The 19,107-nt window shown below is 53.6% G+C and carries 22 protein-coding genes; 7 read left to right on the forward strand and 15 right to left on the reverse strand.

The window, feature by feature from the left end; all coding sequences use genetic code 11:
* Positions 1-41 precede the first annotated feature (41 nt).
* From otnC to ACR0B8_RS14665, 7 genes are read right to left on the reverse strand one after another with little or no spacing between them, the layout of a single operon-like run.
* On the reverse strand, positions 42-683 hold the full coding sequence (otnC, locus tag ACR0B8_RS14635) for a 3-oxo-tetronate 4-phosphate decarboxylase (protein WP_170361970.1): 642 nt from the start codon (positions 681-683) through the stop codon (positions 42-44).
* Positions 680-1,957 carry a 3-oxo-tetronate kinase gene (gene otnK / locus ACR0B8_RS14640; RefSeq protein WP_226689749.1) on the reverse strand — a complete coding sequence of 426 codons (1,278 nt, stop codon included), beginning with the start codon at positions 1,955-1,957 and terminating at the stop codon, positions 680-682. The genes otnC and otnK overlap by 4 nt, the downstream gene beginning before the upstream one ends.
* Complete coding sequence (locus ACR0B8_RS14645; protein WP_226689748.1) at positions 1,954-2,751, reverse strand: N-acyl homoserine lactonase family protein; 798 nt, start codon at positions 2,749-2,751, stop codon at positions 1,954-1,956. Before ACR0B8_RS14645 ends, otnK begins: the two co-directional genes overlap by 4 nt.
* On the reverse strand, positions 2,748-3,035 hold the full coding sequence (locus tag ACR0B8_RS14650; protein ID WP_226689747.1) for a putative quinol monooxygenase: 288 nt from the start codon (positions 3,033-3,035) through the stop codon (positions 2,748-2,750). Before ACR0B8_RS14650 ends, ACR0B8_RS14645 begins: the two co-directional genes overlap by 4 nt.
* Positions 3,035-4,546 (reverse strand): tripartite tricarboxylate transporter permease, encoded by a 1,512-nt coding sequence (locus ACR0B8_RS14655; RefSeq protein ID WP_480658942.1) that lies wholly within the window; start codon positions 4,544-4,546, stop codon positions 3,035-3,037. Before ACR0B8_RS14655 ends, ACR0B8_RS14650 begins: the two co-directional genes overlap by 1 nt.
* Before the next feature lie 4 nt (positions 4,547-4,550).
* Entirely contained in the window at positions 4,551-5,300 is a 750-nt protein-coding gene (locus ACR0B8_RS14660; protein WP_170361965.1) for a hypothetical protein, read from the reverse strand.
* Positions 5,301-5,357: 57 nt separating this feature from the next.
* Positions 5,358-6,365: a Bug family tripartite tricarboxylate transporter substrate binding protein gene (locus ACR0B8_RS14665; protein WP_226689745.1), complete on the reverse strand. Its 1,008-nt coding sequence runs from the start codon at positions 6,363-6,365 to the stop codon at positions 5,358-5,360.
* 135 nt (positions 6,366-6,500) lie between these two features.
* Here ACR0B8_RS14665 and ACR0B8_RS14670 point away from each other — a divergent pair, with 135 nt between their 5' ends.
* From ACR0B8_RS14670 to ACR0B8_RS14695, 6 genes are all read left to right on the forward strand, one after another.
* Positions 6,501-7,589 carry an isocitrate/isopropylmalate dehydrogenase family protein gene (locus ACR0B8_RS14670; RefSeq protein WP_226689744.1) on the forward strand — a complete coding sequence of 363 codons (1,089 nt, stop codon included), beginning with the start codon at positions 6,501-6,503 and terminating at the stop codon, positions 7,587-7,589.
* On the forward strand, positions 7,586-8,617 hold the full coding sequence (locus tag ACR0B8_RS14675) for a Gfo/Idh/MocA family protein (protein ID WP_170352033.1): 1,032 nt from the start codon (positions 7,586-7,588) through the stop codon (positions 8,615-8,617). The genes ACR0B8_RS14670 and ACR0B8_RS14675 overlap by 4 nt, the downstream gene beginning before the upstream one ends.
* Positions 8,614-9,291 (forward strand): GntR family transcriptional regulator, encoded by a 678-nt coding sequence (locus tag ACR0B8_RS14680; protein WP_170352034.1) that lies wholly within the window; start codon positions 8,614-8,616, stop codon positions 9,289-9,291. Before ACR0B8_RS14675 ends, ACR0B8_RS14680 begins: the two co-directional genes overlap by 4 nt.
* 215 nt (positions 9,292-9,506) lie before the next feature.
* Positions 9,507-10,607 carry an Acg family FMN-binding oxidoreductase gene (locus ACR0B8_RS14685; RefSeq protein ID WP_480658939.1) on the forward strand — a complete coding sequence of 367 codons (1,101 nt, stop codon included), beginning with the start codon at positions 9,507-9,509 and terminating at the stop codon, positions 10,605-10,607.
* The gene (locus ACR0B8_RS14690) at positions 10,597-11,046 is read left to right on the forward strand and encodes a MarR family winged helix-turn-helix transcriptional regulator (protein WP_480658937.1); all 450 of its coding nucleotides are present in this window, start codon (positions 10,597-10,599) and stop codon (positions 11,044-11,046) included. The genes ACR0B8_RS14685 and ACR0B8_RS14690 overlap by 11 nt, the downstream gene beginning before the upstream one ends.
* Positions 11,047-11,384: 338 nt before the next feature.
* The gene (locus tag ACR0B8_RS14695; RefSeq protein WP_480658935.1) at positions 11,385-12,917 is read left to right on the forward strand and encodes a phospholipase D family protein; all 1,533 of its coding nucleotides are present in this window, start codon (positions 11,385-11,387) and stop codon (positions 12,915-12,917) included.
* Positions 12,918-13,020: 103 nt separating this feature from the next.
* Here the strand turns inward: ACR0B8_RS14695 and ACR0B8_RS14700 are convergent, their stop codons facing one another.
* The 7 genes from ACR0B8_RS14700 to ACR0B8_RS14730 all read right to left on the reverse strand — a co-directional run bounded on the left by ACR0B8_RS14700 (position 13,021) and on the right by ACR0B8_RS14730 (position 16,933).
* Positions 13,021-13,575 carry a CIA30 family protein gene (locus tag ACR0B8_RS14700; RefSeq protein ID WP_480658933.1) on the reverse strand — a complete coding sequence of 185 codons (555 nt, stop codon included), beginning with the start codon at positions 13,573-13,575 and terminating at the stop codon, positions 13,021-13,023.
* 11 nt (positions 13,576-13,586) lie between these two features.
* Positions 13,587-14,039, reverse strand: coding sequence for a TspO/MBR family protein (locus ACR0B8_RS14705; protein WP_170414930.1), 453 nt, complete (start codon positions 14,037-14,039; stop codon positions 13,587-13,589).
* A gap of 13 nt (positions 14,040-14,052) precedes the next feature.
* Complete coding sequence (locus tag ACR0B8_RS14710; protein ID WP_170361956.1) at positions 14,053-14,556, reverse strand: aggregation factor core; 504 nt, start codon at positions 14,554-14,556, stop codon at positions 14,053-14,055.
* Positions 14,557-14,692: 136 nt separating this feature from the next.
* Positions 14,693-15,076, reverse strand: a complete 384-nt coding sequence (locus ACR0B8_RS14715) for a nuclear transport factor 2 family protein (RefSeq protein WP_170361955.1) — start codon at positions 15,074-15,076, stop codon at positions 14,693-14,695.
* 145 nt (positions 15,077-15,221) lie between these two features.
* Positions 15,222-15,602, reverse strand: coding sequence for a VOC family protein (locus tag ACR0B8_RS14720; protein ID WP_170361954.1), 381 nt, complete (start codon positions 15,600-15,602; stop codon positions 15,222-15,224).
* Positions 15,603-16,616, reverse strand: coding sequence for a zinc-binding alcohol dehydrogenase family protein (locus ACR0B8_RS14725; RefSeq protein WP_170361953.1), 1,014 nt, complete (start codon positions 16,614-16,616; stop codon positions 15,603-15,605).
* Positions 16,617-16,642: 26 nt separating this feature from the next.
* The gene (locus tag ACR0B8_RS14730) at positions 16,643-16,933 is read right to left on the reverse strand and encodes a putative quinol monooxygenase (RefSeq protein ID WP_050606061.1); all 291 of its coding nucleotides are present in this window, start codon (positions 16,931-16,933) and stop codon (positions 16,643-16,645) included.
* A 104-nt stretch (positions 16,934-17,037) separates the two neighbouring features.
* On the opposite strand from ACR0B8_RS14730, the gene ACR0B8_RS14735 reads away from it, so the two are divergent.
* The gene (locus ACR0B8_RS14735; RefSeq protein ID WP_170361952.1) at positions 17,038-17,925 is read left to right on the forward strand and encodes a LysR family transcriptional regulator; all 888 of its coding nucleotides are present in this window, start codon (positions 17,038-17,040) and stop codon (positions 17,923-17,925) included.
* A gap of 32 nt (positions 17,926-17,957) precedes the next feature.
* Here ACR0B8_RS14735 and ACR0B8_RS14740 read toward each other — a convergent pair whose 3' ends face one another.
* Positions 17,958-18,863: a haloalkane dehalogenase gene (locus ACR0B8_RS14740; protein ID WP_170361951.1), complete on the reverse strand. Its 906-nt coding sequence runs from the start codon at positions 18,861-18,863 to the stop codon at positions 17,958-17,960.
* Positions 18,864-19,107 lie beyond the last annotated feature (244 nt).

Raw genomic sequence — 19,107 nt, forward strand, 5'->3', positions numbered from 1 at the left:
ATTTGCCCAAAAGTCTGCGCATTCCACTTTTCGGTGCCGGATTAAATCCTTCCGAAAGTCTCTTTGAGATCTGCGACTTGAGCTACATCCAGCAACCGGGTTGGCAGGCCCTGCAAAGCCACTAGTAGCTTGGCTGTTTCTTCTAACTCTTCTGCTGCACAGACCGCTGAGAAGAGGTCCTTTCCCGAGACGACGGGACCGTGATTGGCCAACAGAACCGCACTATACTTGCCGCCCAGTTCGCGGATCAAGTAACCGGATTTCGGGTCGCCTGGCTTGATGTATGGAACCAGTTTGACCGTGCCGACGCGCATCACCACGTACGGCGTAAGCGGCGGAATACAGTCATTGGGATCGGTGTCCTCCAGACACGACAGAGCAGTGGCCCAGGTCGAGTGCAGATGAACCACAGCGCCCGCTTCCGGCCGCGTGTCATAGAAGGCTTGATGCAGAAAAACCTCTTTGGTCGGCTTGTCGCCGGAAACGTGGTTGCCATCCAAACTAATCTTGGCGATGCGTTCGGGGTCGATATCGCCCAAGGTGGAATTCGTTGGCGTCATGAGGATCCCGTCATGTAAACGCGCGGAGACATTGCCCGCCGTGCCGACGGAAAAACCACGCGCAAATAGCGATGCACACAGTTCCGACATCTGCCGTCGCAGTGTCTGTTCTTCAGAACTCATTTACCGGACTCCATCATTCTGAGGGCCTTCGCGAAAAAGTCCGGAGCGCCGAAGTTTCCAGACTTTAGAGCCAGCGCAATGGGTTCAGTCTTTCCAACGCTCAAGACTGGCACGCCCGGATCGATCTCTGGCCCAATTGACATGGCCGGTGAACCCAATGCCTCAGAGACGGCCTTGGCGACAGCGCCTGACGTCTCTCCTCCGGCCACGACAAGGCGCTTATAACCCGTTTGGACAAGTTCTCGTGCTGTTTCCGCAAACAGATTGTCCAGCCTGTCCGCTACTGCTTCTTGACCGAATTGACTTTGGATCGCACGCACCTCTTCCGGGCTTCCTGATGAGTAAGCGAGAGGGGACTCTCCTGAATGCGTTTCAAAGAAATCCAGAAGCGTTTGCGTGGTCACATCCCCGGACATAACAACTGGAACATCGATGGCGAACGTCGGATTGGATTCCGCATGAACATCGATCTGCCCGCGTGTCGTACCTGAACATGACCCTGCAAGGATAGCGGCAGGCCCAGAGATACCTGAGAACACAATGCCATCTCTTTTGGACGAAGCTTTTCTGACGAAGTTTCTGGGTAGACCCAATGCTATCCCGGATCCCCCGGTAATCAGCTGGGCATCCATCAGTGCCTCGCCCCAGGCCAGCAAATCCTCGTCCGAAATCGCATCACCGATTACAAAGCGTTCGTCTGCGATCTGCAACGCATCAGCAATCGCCTCTGGCCCTTGCTTCACGGTGCCAACTGGAACCAACCCAACCGCCTCTTTGGCCTGGTGCTGCAACCAACGCCTGATGTTTGCATCCGTCATCGGAGTAAGAGGGTGATTTTCCATTCCAGACTCGTGCAATAGCTTGCCGAGCACAAAAAGATGGCCGTGATAGATGGTACGCCCCGTAGTGGGAAAGGCCGGACAGAAAACCACCTTCTGCGCGTCCAGTTCGTTGGCAAGCGCTTCCGCGACCGGGCCGATGTTTCCTTCATTAGTGGAATCGAATGTCGAGCAGTATTTAAAAATGAACTGCTGGCATCCTTGATCCTTAAGCCACCGCAGAGCTTGCAAGCTGTCCGCTACGGCTTCCTCAATAGGTGCGGTGCGGCTCTTAAGTGAGATCACACCCGCTTCGATCTCTTTGTCGGCTGGGGTAGTTGGAATACCCGGAAACTGAGCCGTTCGTAATCCACCTTCCGGCTCAACACCTTTCGCCAAGGTGTTTGCGACATCACTTGCACCAGTAAAATCGTCCGCTATGACACCGATTTTCATAGTTCAATGTCCCGCGTCGGCCCTGGATCCAGCCTATGGATATGCGGTGCCGCGCCCACGGGAAATACCTCACGCACAAGTGGATCATGGCCGGGCACGATAAGCCTAGAATGCGAAGCCAACCTCTCAAGTGTCTCGAAACCATCCATCATGTCTTGCAGGTCGACGACGATAGGAAAGGCTTTGCGTGCCATGAAATTCTCGTAATAATGCGAGGCGTCAGAGGCGAGTACCATCCACCCGGCCGCCGTTCTTACGCGAACGCATTGCAACCCGCGCGAATGCCCACCGATGCAGTGTACCGTGACCCCATCTGCAATCTCGGCATCTCCATCGTAGAACACGACCTTGCCTGAATAGAGACGCTTTACGACCTCGCAGACATGGTCGGCCGTGAAAGGTGCACGCAGATGGTCGTGGCACATGCAGGGGCCTGTGGCGAAGGCCATCTCCGCCGATTGCATATGCAACTTCGCGTTCGGGAACATATGCAGCCCCCCCGCGTGGTCATAATGAAGATGGGTCACGATAACCTCGGTCACCGCTTCCGGCGAAATGCCTAAGGGCCGCAGAGCCTCGCGAGGATCCATCGCAATGGGACGACCACGGGCGGCGGCCTCATCGGAGTCATAACCAGTATCGACCAGAACGACTTTGTTACCGCGTTTGAGCACCCAAACGAAATAATCCATCGCGTGAGGAGCGTCATGATTATCATCGACAATGAAGCTATCGGCTCGCGTCCGGGCGTTGCGATCCGCGTATTTCACGGCATGGATTTCCCAATCGTTCATCGGATGACCTCGGAATACTGGTGAACTACCTTGGTGGCGATCATATCAGCCACCGCCGCATCGAAGGACTGAAAATGCGCGCTTTCTAGGTGGGCAGAGAACGCCGCGCTGTCATCATAAACCTCATAAAGAAAAACTGTCTCGGGATCGTCGCCGAGGCACACGTCAAACTGTTGGCATCCGGGTTCTTCACGCAAAGAGGTTGAAGCGTTTTCGACCATCAGCGGTAAAAAAGTGTCTCTCGTACCGGGTTTGAGAGTGAAAGTGACAGTGACTACAAACATCAGACAGAAAGTCCTTTCAGACGTGAGAAAGCGCGCTTTGCAAGGGGCAGCTGGCTGAGGATCAGACCAATGTTGAGCACCAGCAGAACGGCCGCTCCAGGTCGAGAAAAGAAGACCGAAAGATCCCCATCCGACAGGAACAATGACCGGCGGAAGGTTTCATCAAAAAGACCTCCCAGGATAACCCCGATAACCAGTGGAGCGATTGGGTACTTCATGAGGTTCATAAAGTAAGCAACGGCGCCGACGCCAAGCATCAGGTATAGATCATTGATGCCACCACCGACGCTGAAAGACCCGATTGTTGTCAGGACCATCACGACTGGCAAGAAGATGGTCTGCGGGATGGCGAGTATTTTGATAAAGACCCGAGCGGTGAAGAGCCCCATCAGGAACATCGTCAGGGAGGCCAGCACCAGGATTGCAACCACGCGCAGAATGATCTCTGGATCAATCGTCGGGCCGGGGATCACGTTGTTGATCTTGAAAGCCCCCATCAAAGCGGCGGCTGGTGGTGAGCCAGGAATGCCCAACACCAAAAGTGGGATTAGCGCGCCGCCAATACAGGCGTTGTTTGCAGTCTCCGAGCACAGCAGACCTTCCAAGGAACCTTTTCCAAACTTGTTGCCCTCGGTAGATACAGTCTTACCGACACCGTAGCTGACCCAACCGGCGACATCTTCACCGACGCCGGGAAGTGCTCCTACCCCGGTCCCGATCACTCCTGAACGGCCTATGGTCGGTAGGTAGCGTCGAATAGATCGAAGGTTTGGAAGAATGCGGCCTTTCAGGGCCAGAACTTTCCCCGCCTCAACGTGCCTCAAACCGTCGATAATTTGGGGAATGGCAAAGGCTCCCATCAAAACTGGCACGACTTGAAATCCGCTCATCAGGTAAGACCAGCCGAAAGTATAGCGCGGTTCAGACAACAGAGGGTCAAGTCCCACCATGGACATCGCAAGCCCGATCAGACCGGCGATCCATCCCTTAATCACCAGGTCTTCGCTCATCAAAGTGCCCGAAAGCAGAATGCCGAACAGGGCCAGCAATGCTTTCTCCGGGCTTGCGATGTTCTTTGAAACCAAAAGCAGCGCCCAGACAAAAATCAAAAGCGTGATGGTCCCGATAACTGTGCCAATGAAACTGGCCGTCGTGGTCAGCCCTAGTGCTTCGCCCCCTCGACCCGCTTTGGCCAGAGGGTAGCCATCCATGGCCGTCGCCGCGCTGGCTGCCGTGCCCGGAATGTTCAGCAAAATAGACGGGTAAGAGCCGCCGTAAATCGCGCCGACATAGGCCCCGAGCAAAGCGATGAGCGAATAGTCGAGCGGGATTTTGTTGCCGAAGAAACCCGTTAGGATCGTAACGGCCAGGGTTGCCGTAAGGCCGGGCAATGCGCCGAACGTGATGCCCAGGAACACGGATGCAATCAAATACAGATAGGTCAGCGGGTCCACTGCCAGGCCCACGAATGCAGTCCCAAATCCAGCCAGTTGCGAAAGAATAAAGTCCATCCGGTCAGCCTTTCCATAGCGGACGAAGCGTCACGTAGTAGTGGTATTCGATTTGCTTGAAGATCGGCCCGCCGCGCGCGGGCACGTTCTGCCGGAAAACAAAGGCCATCGCACAAACGAGGATGAGCGGGGCAAGTATCGCCAGCAATGGAACGAACCGCAAAACGCGTTCGGAAGCCGCTTTGGTCAACACCACTAGTGTTAACGCGACCCACAAGGCCAGTGTGAACCAATCATCACCGTGTGCATTCCAATCCGCCTGAGCAGGAAACACGGCGAACGCAAACAAACCGGCGAAGACAACTGCGACACAGGCCACCAAAGCACGCCGCGCATGACCTCCGTAGTAGCCGTAAGTCAAAGCTGTAATCAACAACCCAGAACACAGAATGAAGTCCACTCTGGGGACCAGTCCCACGACATATGCAAGAAGGATCAGGCCGATTGTTGATGCTCGATAGGCTTCCGACCTATCCCATCCGATCCCCAAAGCACTGAGCGCGTTTTGGGCTCCACCTGAGCGGATCGAAATAGCTAGCAAGACGAAGGACAACACAAGCAATCCACCGAAGATGAACAGCGGTACAATTGCAGCCGAGTTGTACCAGTCCGACCCACTGACACCTGCGCGGTTTTCACCCCAAAGGGGGATGTCCGACGTCTTCCAAAGGAAAAAGGTGGAAATTGCTATCAGACCAATCGAGGCCCAGAAATCGCGCGCCCGCATGATCAGTGTATCGTCAGGTTTGTCCATTGCCTGCCTCTTGTCGGAAAGGGCGCGATTATGCGCGCCCTTTCAAATGTGATCGGATTATGGCTTCTCGATACCCAGCGACGCCGGATCGACGGTTGCGGCACCCAAATCTTGTAAGGTGTAGGCAAAGGTAGCTTCGAGGTTCGCAAACAGCTCTTGAGCTTCTTCGCCGTGTTGACCACCGACATCATAATTGTTTGCAGAGGCCCATTCAGCGACGGTGTCGGAGGCAATCGCTTGCTCGAAGGCATCACCAAGCGCGGCCTTTACGTCGTCCCCCGCTGAACTGTGAACTGCAAACCCGATGGCCTGCTTGAGTGGCAAATACTGATCGAGACCGTCATAGATGCCAAAGGCAGAAGGCACTGTTGCCCCTGCAATCTGCGCATTTTCGGGTGTCAACATCGCAAGCGGTTTAAGTTGACCGCCTTCGATCAACGGGGCCTGTTCAGCTAGAGAAGTCACAACCAACGCGACTTCACCTGCTATTGCTGCCTCCTGCCCGGGCGCTGAACCTTTGTATGGAACAAACTTGAATTCTGCACTGGACCCTTTTTCGATAGCCAGAAGGTTCAAGTGGTGGATCGAACCTGCGCCGGAAGCCGCCGCTGGAATGGTCCCAGGAGCAGCTTTTGCGGCTTCGACCAGCTCTTCCAGCGTGTTGTAAGGGCTATCTGCTGGAACCGAGATCAGATCAGGTGATCCGCCAACAATGAACGGATACCAAAAGTCAAATTTCTTATCCCAACCACCCTGCACAGCAGCGGTGACGTTGGACTCTGACAGACCAACCAATGTGTAGCCATCGTCTGGTTGATTCATGACGTAGACCATACCGTTGGAGCCTGCGACACCACCTGTTTGATTGATCACATTGATCGAGACTGGAAGGTGTTTTTCCATCTCGGCCATGATCATTCGGTTGATCGTATCCGTACCTCCTCCGGCCCCCCAGACCACAGCTGTGGTGATATCACGATAGGGATAATCCTGCGCAACAGCTGCCCCTGCAATCCCGGTCGCCATCACGGCTGCGGCCGCCAACCGCCCTAGCTTTAGTTTCATTTCCAAGTCCTCCCAAACAACTTTGCGTTTATTATTGCATTTATTTGCGTATACATTAAAGAATGCGTTGTCAACGGACTGTAGTGAAAGCTGCTATCGCGCTATGAATGCGAAACGGGAAGGAAGCGGGCTAAGATGAAGAAAAATTATGATGTGGCAGTGTTCCACGGGGACGGAATCGGCCCTGAAATTATGGCCCCTACGCTTGAAATACTGCACCAGCTTTCGCGCGGCAGTCCTTCATACGAACTGGTGTTTACAGACGCTCCGGCAGGCGCAGGCCACTACGCCAAAACTGGAGAATCGTTTCCGGCTGGGTCACTCGAAACTGCACGCAACGCCGATGCGATTCTGCTATCTGCAATGGGTTTGCCGGACGTTCGCTACCCTGACGGAACCGAGATTTCACCGCAGATCGATCTGCGAAAGCAACTGGGACTTTTCGCTGGTGTACGGCCAGTAAAGGTAAGCAGCGGACAAATGACCCCCTTGGCGCTGCCCACCGGAAAAGAGATCGACTTTGTCTTGATACGCGAGAGCACAGAAGGACTGTTCTTCACCCAAGGCACTGGCGAAGTTACCGAACACGAAGCACGTGAAACTCTGCTGATCACTCGTGAGGTGTCCGAAAAACTGTTCCGTTTCGCGTTTGAACTCGCCCAGAACCGCAAAAGAACCGGGCGCGGTCGGGGTCGAGTTACATGTGTCGACAAAGCTAATGTGTTCCGCGCCTTTGCGTTCTTCAGATCGATGTTTGATGCAGAAGCCGCACACCATCCCGAATTGCAGGCAGACCATGCCTATGTTGATGCCACCGCTCTATGGATGGTTCAAAAGCCTTGGGAATTCGATGTATTGGTGACTGAGAACATGTTCGGAGACATCCTCTCCGACCTTGGCGCGGGTCTCATGGGTGGTCTTGGACTGGCTCCGTCAGCGGATATCGGGTTGAAGCACGCTGTATTCCAACCCTGCCATGGTTCCGCTCCGGACATTGCGGGACGGGGTATTGCCAATCCTTTTGCGATGATCCTGTCTGCAGCAATGATGCTTGAATGGTTGGGGTTGACCCATGATCATCCAGAACTGTCCAACGACGGCGAACGGTTGAGCGAAGCCGTGGAAAAGGTGACTGCGAACGGACAGAACCTGACGTGTGACTTAGGTGGCACCGCCGGAACGCAGGACGCAGCCGCGTCGGTATTGGAAGCATTGCGGGCATGAATACTCAACAAGCCATCAGGGTCGCGTGTGTGGGTGCGGGGTACTTCAGCAGGTTCCACTACGAAAGCTGGTCCCGAATGCCCGGAGCGGTTCCGATTGCATCCTGCAACCGTGATATCAACAAGGCGAAGGAAACAGGACTGGCCGCTTACGACGATTTGTCAAAAATGCTGGAGGCGGAAGAACCGGATCTCGTGGACATCATCCTTCCACCTGTGGCGCAGGCCGCCGCCATCCGAACGGCACTGCGGTTTGGTATCAAGTGGCTGATCTGCCAAAAACCTTTCTGCATGTCATTGGATGAAGCTAAGAAGATCGTTTCGGAGGCTGAAGCATTAGGCGCAACTATTGTCGTGCATGAGAATTTTCGCTTTCAGCCCTGGTATCGTGCGATCAAGGTAGCGATGACCGAGGGTCGAATTGGAACACCTCTACAAGCGACTTTCCGACTTCGACCCGGTGACGGACAGGGACCAAGCGCCTACCTAGACCGGCAGCCGTACTTTCAGGATATGCCACGTTTCCTCGTTCATGAAACAGCGGTTCACTGGGTAGACACATTCCGATTTTTATTCGATGCGCCCAGCGCAGTTTATGCGGACTTGCGTCAAGTTAACCCCGTTATCGCGGGCGAGGATGCAGGTTACATCCTGTTTGACCACCCCAACGGTTTGAAAGCTCTGTTCGATGGGAACAGGTGCCTTGACCACAGCGCCGAAAACCTGCGTCAGACCATGGGCGAAGCTCTCGTCGAAGGAACAGATGGATCACTGGTTCTTAACGGCGACGGGTCAGTAGAACTCCGCGCATTTGGAAAACAGGAGCGACAGCAAATTCTACCTCCGAGCGATCATGATGGATTTGGCGGAGATTGCGTCCACGCCTTGCAAAGTCACGTCGTTTCAGGCCTTCTACGGGGCATGCCATTAGAGAACTCGGCCCGAGATTATCTGGACGTGATCCGCATTGAAGAGAAGATCTATCTTTCGGCTGCGGAGGGACGAAAAATCAACCTGGAGACGCCGTGAAGGATCAGGACGCAAAAACTCTTTCCAATACGCAGCGCGCAGTAAGGGACTTGCGGCAGATGATCCTGTCCGGCGAACTTGCCGCCGGGACTGACCATCTGGAGTCGGAACTCGCCGAAACTCTGGGCATGTCCCGCACCCCGATACGGGAAGCTGCGTTGATGTTGGAAAGTAAAGGGTTGCTGGAAATGCGGCCCCGCAAGGGCGTGCGGATACTACCTGTTTCATCAGATGATATGCGTGAAATTTACGACATACTGACGGAACTCGAGAGCCTCGCAGCGCAGCGCGCTGCCGAAGCGGGTTATTCCGAAGATGAACTGGCGGTACTTGCTGGATCAATTGCAAAGATGGACCAAGCCATCGAAGCCGAAGACCTTGAAGCCTGGGCCGAGGCCGACGAGTTGTTTCATCAGGAGCTCGTTCGGTTGGGCGGCAACAAACGGGTCGAAGCGATTGTTGCCATGATGAGCGACCAGGTGCGTCGCGCGCGCGCAACGACGTTGTTCATCAGGCCCCTGCCCGTCAAATCCAATGAAGATCACCGGGTTGTTTTTCAAGCGATTAGTGAAGGTCGTCCAGATGCCGCCCGCGAACGTCATCGAGAACACAGGCTGCAAGCGCAGGCTATGCTTTGCGGGATACTCGAAAAGCATCGGCTCAACAGCCTCTGATCTTCTCGTGTCCGGTCGTTAATCAACTAAAATAACTACCAATTTTCGACATCAAAGGCGCCCCGAATACTTGTCGCCCACGGCAGTCCACGGTTGCGTCCGGCTGTTCTGATTTTCTTTTTTCAAATCACTCAACCAATCACTGCATCGATTGGGGTTGATATGGTACGAATTCGTATTAAATTAGTACGATATCGCACTATTGGAGAGTCAAGATGTCAAACCGAAGACGCTTTCTCAAGATTCTAGGCGGAGGCACGATACTGGCGGCAACGGGCGCGATTGCGTTCCTCGCTACACGCACGCCGCATGACGCGTTGGCTCCGTGGACGCCAAAACCGTATGACGACCCACGCAAAGTTGCTTTGTCCTATGCAATTCTCGCCCCCAATCCGCACAACTTGCAACCTTGGCTGGTCGAGTTGGTTGGACGAGACAAGGTGCGCATCCACCGTGATCCTGATCGCGAGCTTCCGGAAACCGATCCTTACCACCGACAGCTCTATATTGGCCTCGGGGCATTTGTTGAGACGATGGTACTGGCGGCAAGTGCTTTCGGGTTCGATACCGAGGTTAAGTTACTGCCAGATGGGGATGACGGACCCATCGCAGAAGCAGTGTTTGTGCCAGGCGGGACATCCGATCCACTATCAGATCAAATCCTCAAACGGCATTCCAACAAAGAACCGTACACTGAACAGCGGCTGTCCGAGGCGGAAATGTCAGTCCTTGAAAACTACGCCACTCTGATTTCCGATGAGGGTCTAGTGGCCCGTATTCGAGATCTCACGAAACGCGCATTTGAAATCGAGATGCGTACACCGCAGACGCTGAAAGAATCCGTCGACCTCATGCGGATCGGGAAAGCAGAAATCAACGCCAACCCTGACGGGATTGAACTGCGTGATCCCATGCTGGAAACACTGCGACTAGCAGGTCTGTTGGACAATGAGACCCTGATGAACGTTGACCACCCAGGTACTCAGTCACACATGCGAGGCTACTTCGCCATGCTAGACGCGACGCCGCAATACGCGGTCATCACGACGGCTACAAACACGCGAAGCGATCAACTCGATGCCGGGCGTCGATTGATGCGTTTTTACCTGAAGACAACCGAAATGGGCCTGGGCGTTCATCCGGTCAGTCAGGCACTTCAGGAATATCCCGAGATGGCCGATGAATACGCTCTGGCGCATGAGCTTCTTGCGCCAACAGGGCACACAGTGCAAATGTTGCTGCGTTTGGGGTATGGACCCGAACCAATTGCCACACCCCGCTGGCCGCTGGAGACACGAATTCTGAATGAAGCCTGAACATGAGACCAACGAAGTCTACCGGTTCTTCACCGAGGTCGGGATCATCAATCAGTTGATCTCGACCAAGCTAGAAGCGTTCTTACCTGGCAGAATGACCGCAACCCAATTTGGCATATTGGACCACCTGGTCCGGCGCCCCGAGGGAGAGACGCCACTACAGCTATCGAACGCTTTTCAAGTGCCCAAGACGTCGATGACGCACATGCTCTCCAGTCTTGAAAGTCATGCCTTAATTACCCTTGAAGCCAACCCCAATGACAAGCGTTCAAAAATTGCCCGGTCCACACCGCGAGGCGCGGAGTTTTTGAAAGCTTGTATGGAGCGGATGTCGGAAGCCCTGGATCCTGTTTTGTACGAACTCGGGTTCGATCCATTTCGCAATTCGCTGCCGAATCTGACGCTCATACGCGAAGCTTTGGACAGCGAACGGGACTAAGTAGAACCAGCGCCGCCCAAAGCGCGACCTCAAACGATCAGAACACCATGCTATCTGCGCCTAGGAGCAGCGACGGAGATCCTCGAGGCAAGATGGGCATGTCGTCAAATATTGCAATCCACGCGTCACCATCAAATACCACGAGTGGTTGGTTAAATTCCCGCCTATTGGGGAACTGCCAGAGTTCGTTCGAACTAGCGCGCCGTCACAGTCGCCAATCGACAAAGTAGGATGTGCGAAATCAACACCAAAAACGAAACAACCTCAGGCTACATAGAACAAACTTGCAATCGCGTGCTCCGACGTAGTCACCTAGGATACGGGGATGGAGCAAGCAAATGGCGCGATGGAAGTTTGTGGTTTGTGTTTGGTGTGCGCTGGCTCTTGTAGCTTGCGCTCCAAAAACCCGCACTTATGAAAAGACGGTATCGGCTTCGCTGCCAGCGACTTCAGGCACAGCTCTGGGCCTGGCGGCCAATCGCCTTGGGAATCCCAAAGACGGTCGGTCAGGCGTCAAGCTAATCAGTGATGGCGAAGAAGCGCTCGTCTCAAGGCTTTTGTTGGCGGCTGCGGCCGAGCGAACGATAGACGCGCAATACTACCTTCTGCACAACGACCCAACGGGTCACCTCTTTGCAGCCAGTCTATTGCAGGCCGCAGATCGGGGTGTTCGTGTCCGATTGTTGCTGGATGACATGGATACGTCCAGCTATGACGCGATGACAGCCGCATTGGACAATCACGAGAACATTGAAATCAGGCTGTTCAATCCGTTTTGGCGCGATCAGAGCCTTTTGTTCGCGGGTCTGACGGACTTCAAACGCATCAACCGCAGAATGCACAACAAGTCCATGACGGCGGACAACGTGTTCACGATAGTGGGTGGCAGAAACATCGGTGCCGAGTATTTTCTGGCGCGGAAAGAAATGAACTATGCCGATCTGGATGTGCTGGCCGCAGGCCCAGTTGTACGCGAGGTGTCGCAAAGCTTTGACGCATACTGGAACAGCGAATTCGCCGTTCCGGCTCGTGTGGTCGTTGGAGAACCCCAGGAATTTGACCTTGCTGATGCACGAGTCCGGTTGAACGAACTGGTCGAGGAAGCGAGGCAAACGCAATACGGCGCTGCCCTCAGAAAATCAGCGCAAGAGAACTTCGCGGATGGAGCCCTGTCACTGGATTGGCTGCCCGCGAAGCTTTATGCTGATCCGCCCTCGAAAGCCGCCGGCCTCGAGAACTCAGGTCCCGTCCTGGCATCTCAATTGCTTCCGTACTTTGAGAATGCCAGCAGTGAGGTGACCATCGTGTCCGCCTATTTCGTGCCGCGCAACAACGGTGTGAGATGGCTGACCGAACTCGAAAACCGCGGGGTCGACGTAAAGGTTGTGACCAATTCACTTGCATCTAACGACGTCGCACCCGTTTACGCGCACTACGCCAAGAAACGCCGTGCACTTCTACGCGGTGGAGTAGAACTCTACGAACTGCGCCCCGACGCCTATCAGGTCCAACGTCGGGGTATTAACTGGGCTCAATCTCGATCAGGCCTACACTCCAAGGCATTTGCAGTTGATGACCGATACTTGTTCGTAGGGTCGTTCAACTGGGACCCGCGGTCTGTCAACATCAACACCGAAATGGGAATTCTGATTGACTCACCAGCATTGACCGCACGGACTATGGGTGCCTTGGACGACGCGCTACCCGCATACACATATAACGTAACGCTAGAGCACGCCGGTCAGCTTAAATGGACAACAAGAGGCGATGATGGCAACGTCCTTGAGTATGAATCCGAACCGACAGGATCAGCTTGGGATCACATAGTTTCCGGTTTCCTAAGTATTTTACCAATTGGGTCACAGCTTTAGGTTTGTTGACAAATAACCTGGCCGCGTGTCGCTTTTCTCGGACACGCGCCTACAGCGAATGGGAAACACCCTGGCGCATTTCGGGCCATCGCCCAGGCGACCTTCAGTAAAAACCAATCTCACTGACATCTACACGGGCGTCGTGATCGCGCCCGTAGGCGACAATTCCAACTGAGGTGATTTCGTCAGCGACAGGAATAGAGCGCAACATGGCACCTGAAGTCTTAAAGTTTGACAAAGGTAAAGAAACCTCGGTCCATTCGTCAGAAGTTTCGAACTCGGCCTGATAGTATTGCCAGGGCAGCACCGTGCCACGTGTTCTGAGGTGAACGAAGTATTGCTCGCCGTTGCCCCGCACTACTAACCTGACGCCTGATACACCCTCATCTGGTCGAACAGGCAACTTGCGTCGGAACTGGATGAAGCCGCCGTTGTTTTCTGTACTCACGGTTCCGGTCAACCGCGCGAATGCAACATCACCTTCCGAATGAAACTGCACCTGCCCTGAAGAGACCCCTCCCATGACGGTGTCGGCAATGTAGTCCCAACGCGTCTCCGGAGACTTGGAGAAGTCTTCAGTAATTTTTCCATCAGCCTGAGCCATTGTGCATCCGATGATAGCAAGACCTGAAACAAGCCCAATGAAGTTGGCACGCATATTGTTCTTCCTCAGTTCAGTATCGCAATGGAAAGGTTCAGCGCCGTGGCAAATGCGACCCACGCGAAGTAAGGCAGGAAGGCCAATGCGGAGACCTGATCTGAATTCCTGACCTGAGCGATGAACATGAAGATTACGGCCAACAACGCGACAATGACCACAAGGGCAAACCACGGCAGTTGCAGTACGAAAAAGGCTGGGGACCACAAAAAGTTCAGACCCATCTGCGCCCACCACAGCTTCATTGCGGTCGAACTTCGGTCTGTTTCAAACTGACGCCAACCCGTCACAGCAATCAAGACATAGAGCACCGTCCAAACTGGGCCAAAAACCCAATTTGGTGGGTTGAAGGCGGGCTTAGAAAGCTGCGCATACCAATCGCCGGGTGCGGTCAATATCCCGATCAGGATGCCGCCTCCCATCACGAGGGCAAGAAATGCTATGCGGACCATCCAGTTCGACATTGTAAGGCAGCTTTCAGCAGTCCTTGGTCGCTACGTTGACAACTGCGTCGGAAGAGAAGGTTGCAGTTTTGGTCTCAACTGCGTCGGCATATGACACTGTTGCGCCTTCGATCTCGGACCCGTTTACGGTGATTTCGCGTTGCCCGATTGTATCATCAACATCGATAGTAAAGGCGAGATTGTCCCCGACTGCGAGGCTGGCGATCTCAAGTTCAATTGTATTTTGCCCGTCCACCACCAAAGGAAGTTGCCGCAGTGCATCAACACCCTCAACGATTTCAAGCGGCTGGAATACCTCTACGCCTGCGCCATTTTCGGTGACATCGAAAATCAGGCGTCCGGCAGATTGCGACAAGTCAATTTTGAGGGTTGAGGCTTCTACTTCGCACGTTCCGACATTCGTCAGAACAAAACGGTCCTTGGGTGCGCCTTCCATGAAGCGAATTTGTACACCAGCTTGAAGCGAAGTAGCTGCAAACAATCCAAGGGTTGCGGTAAGAATACTCTTCGAGAGCATATTTATCTCCTTTCTAAAAGGTTCTTGATAGATACGCTTCGGTGGTTTTCTTGGATCAGACTTACGTCCTTTGACTATCGTGGTTCAGCCGACAGGACCTTTCAAAGTTCCATGCGCCGCTGTCAGAACGGTTAAGTCAAAACATGCCGTTTTCATTCTCGCTGTTTGCCGGAACCTCTTGAAGAACGTCCCAGTGCTCGACAACCTTCCCATCGACATCCAGGCGAAAAATATCGATCCCTGCGTACTCGAGACCATCGGGCCAGATTTGGTGGCAATGCAGAATAACGTGGTCGTCTTCAGCAAAGGCACGTTTGATGTCCACACGCTTTCCCGGGTATTCGGCAGCCATGCGCTCGAAGTACTCGACAAAGGCTTGCTTGCCGTCGCCAACATGCGGGTTGTGCTGCGTATAGGTTTCCCCAACAAAGATCTCTATGGCCTCGGCAGGTCGACACTCGTTGAACATCATTTCGTAGAAAGCGATGACGTTTTTCTTGTTTGTTTTGAGGTCCGGCATACTGATCTCCAAATCGACGTTTGCACCGCGCAAAAAATGTTGGCCCACGCAAGTCTTGGAAGCAACTCGGCAAGGACCTCAATCCCTAATTGGCAAGAAGTTACCGGCTTGATTTTGCGTTGCGACTATTTCGCGGGTTAGCCACTTATTCGGTTTCTTCAAAGTCTATGTGAATGTGATTTCCATCAGGATCGGCCACATGGATTTGCACCATTCCAGCCCCCGGGACATCAGTTTTGCGATACTGGATCTGACACGAGATCAGTTTTTCTTCGAATGCTCTCAACCCTGTGGCTGAGAGCGCAAAATGCTCGAGCTTGAGCTTCACTTCGGAGCCGACATTAGGCGTTCCTTCGTGACCCACAAGGTGAACCACGGCGTGATCACCCGCATACAACCAAGCTCCGGGAAACGGAAAATCAGGGCGGGCCCCGAGTTTTAAACCCAAGACCTCTTCATACCAAGTAACCATCTCAGGCAACTTAGTCGTTACGATATTCACATGATCCAGTCGCTCAATTCTCATCTAAAAACCCTCAAGCACGAGCTTTCCTTTGGCCTTGCCGCTTTCAAGGATAGTATGCGCTTTCTTTAAGTTTGTAGCATTGATCCTACCAAGTGTATCGGTCGCTGTGGATCTGATCTTTCCGTCATCTATCAACCCGGCGACCTGATTCAGGATTTCGCTTTGACGGTTCATATCTCCAGTCCCAAAAAGCGACCGAGTGTACATGAACTCCCAATGCAATGAGATCGATTTAGGTTTGAACGGCGCGATGTCGAAGGTTTCAGGATCATCAATCAACCCAAAGCGACCTTGAGGTGTCATCACCTCTCCAGCTTGGGAAGCATAAAGCTGGGAATGGTTTGTCGAATAAATGAAATCCACGCTGTCGATACCGAGAGCCTCGAGTTGTGAGCCAAAAGGTTCCGCATGGTTGATGACATGGTGTGCACCCAGCTCTCGAACCCAGTCTTGTGTCTCGGGTCGGGACGCCGTCGCTATCACTGTCAATTCAGTTAGAGCCCGTGCCAATTGAATGGTGATCGACCCGACACCGCCTGCGCCACCAATAACCAACAACGTATTGGTCCCGCCGGAAACGGCATCTTGAACTCGCAAGCGGTCGAACAGCATCTCAAAGGCAGTAAGTGTCGTTAGCGGCATCGCCGCAGCTGCTTTTGCAGGTATGGACTTTGGCGCTGACCCGACGATACGTTCATCTACCAGATGAAACTCAGCATTGGTCCCCGATCTGTTTATTGCCCCGGCGTACCAAACTGTATCTCCCGGACTGAAAGTCTCAACCGTTTCACCAACTGCTTCGACGATCCCTACTGCGTCCCACCCCAGAATATCAGGTGCTGGACCCGCGGGAGCACGTTTTTGACGAATTTTCGTATCGACTGGGTTCACTGACACGGCCTGCACCTTCACCAACAAGTCGTGCTCTTTTGGCGTCGGTTTGTCGGCCTCGAAGTCGATTAAGGCGTCCGCCCGATCAATCGACCCTGTCTCAAGGTATCCCACGGCTTTCATAACGTGCTCCTTTGTCCGGTTCTCTATCAACCGATGACTGTCATCTCATTCAACGTGAATTCTGCAACGGCGCCCTCTGTTGCTTCCAGGTAAGCCGCAAGGTGCTGAGCACCCATGTGGGTTTGCCAAAGCTCTCGGCTTTGCCAGTTTTCGTAGAACACGAAATGAGCCGGGTTGTCGTTGTCCTGGTGCAGGTCATAGTTAATGCAACCTTCTTCGGCACGGGTTATGTCGATGAGCTTGATCAGCTCGGCCTTTACGAGGTCAATCTTGTCGGGGTTAGCTTTGATGTTGGCGACGATTGTCAACTTGGCCATTGGAATAGGTCCCTTGTGTATTTGCGCGATGCGTTAGATTTACGCCGCAGTCTTTTCGGGATAAACGGGGTATAATCGAACATATAATCCGGAAATACCGTTTAATGCATTTAGACAATCTTCGCTTGTTTCTGACCATAGCCGAGAAAGGCAGTCTTGTGGCCGCGGCGCGCGACACAGGGATGTCGAGCACGACAGTGTCCGAGCGGCTCGCGGCTCTGGAGGCACATTACGGAGTGGTTTTGTTCAACCGCACCACCCGTTCCATTAGCCTGACCGAAGAAGGCCGGACACTAGCTAACGGAGCAAGAAACGTACTCAGTGAGGTTGCGGACCTGGATACACTTGTTCGGCACGGTGCCGAAACTCTGTCTGGTCCAATTCGCATAAGCGCGCCGATTGACTTGGGACGGAGCATTGTTTCCAAGGTTATTGCCGAATTCACTGAAGAGAACCCTGCCGTCTCAATCGAACTGTCCCTCTCGGACGGCTATGTCGACCTGGTAGGTCAGGGTTTCGACCTCGCCGTTCGCTTCGGCAACATCACAGACAGCTCGCTCAGGTTGCGAAATCTAGGAAGCTACCAACGTTTCGTATGTGCGTCCCCAAGTTATCTGGCCTCATTCGGAACGCCTGAAAAACCAGAAGATCTGTTAAACCACAACTGCTTGGTCATGAGGTTTGGTGACATGATCGACAACGTTTGGGAGTTTGGATCAGGACCAAATGCCCAACGCGTATCGGTAAAGGGAAATCGAATAGTCAATGATGGTTCACTCATCCGCGATTGGGCGATTGCAGGCCATGGGGTCGTACTGAAGTCCGAGCTGGATGTCGGCGATGATGTTCGATCTGGCCGACTTATTTCTGTCTTGCGCGACTTCCTCCCACCACCGAAACCTTTGCAAATGATGTTTCCGCCTAGCCGAGCCCAACCACGTCGCATAACGGCCTTGGCCGAGCACTTGCGTCGCAAATTTGGTGTGAATTGAGGCCACAGGGGAAGAAACCAGACTGATACCAGCTAAGTTTGCTCAATGAATTTCAATGTCGCGTGTGCTAGCTCTGTGCCAGCATCTTCTTGGATGAAATGCCCAGCATTTGGTAGCACGGTATGGTTTCGACCGGCAGCTCCTGGGATCGACTTTTGGAACACTTTGTCTCCCCCCGCCATGATCCTGTCATCTTCTCCAAAAACGGTCAGAAACGGAGTGTCGAGGGTCTTTAGGGTTTTCCATGCGGCTCGGTTGGCTTCTGAAGCTGGGTTGTCGGGTTTGTCGGGCACCAACATTGGAAACTGTCGAGCGCCTGCCAGATAGCGCGCATCCGGGAACGGTGCGTTGTAGGCTGCGACCTCTTCATCGGAAATCTTGGATGTTGTGCCGCCGAATACGATGCGGCCCGAATTAAATTCAGGCACGGATTGCGAGTATTCCCGCCATGAAAGAAATGCGTCGCCCAAGGGAGTGTCACCAGTGGGCAAGGCCGTGTTTGCCACAATTACCCGAGAGAACCGCTCGGGCATACTCGCAACCAACCGCAAGCCTATGAGTCCGCCCCAGTCTTGGCAAACCAATGTGATGCTCGTTAGGTCAACTTTCCGCAACCACTCGGACATCCAGTCTACATGGCGTTGGTAGGTGTAATCGAAACGCTCAGCTGGCTTGTCCGAGCGTCCGAACCCAATCAAATCAGGCGCCAGAACTCGGTGGCCCGCATCATTGAATAATGGGATCATGTGCCGATACAGGAAACACCAGGTGGGCTCTCCGTGCATCAACAATACAGGCGGTACCTGTGTCGGCCCCTCGTCCAAATAGTGCATTTGGAGACGACCGCCTTCGGTATCATCCACATCAAGATAGTTCGGGCCGAATGCGAAATCTGGCAACCCGTCAAACCGATGGTCAGGTGTTCGAAGGAACTTCATTGTGAACTCTCCAATATGCCGACGATATTGGCCAAGCAATAGTGATCGATAAAACAAAAACGGTCCAGTACCAGGGTATGTCGACGTCAGGTTTGCATTTGTTCGCCGCCCTTCTTCTCTTGCTCGCAGCGAAGGTCCATTTGTATAGATCTCGGATCTGCTGCTCCAACAAAAGGATTGGTCTCAAAGACCTCATCTTGCCAGTTCTTTTGAGCTGAAGCAGAGTTCAGCAATGCGGATCGCC

It is taken from the genome of Ruegeria sp. BH6 (assembly GCF_056538105.1).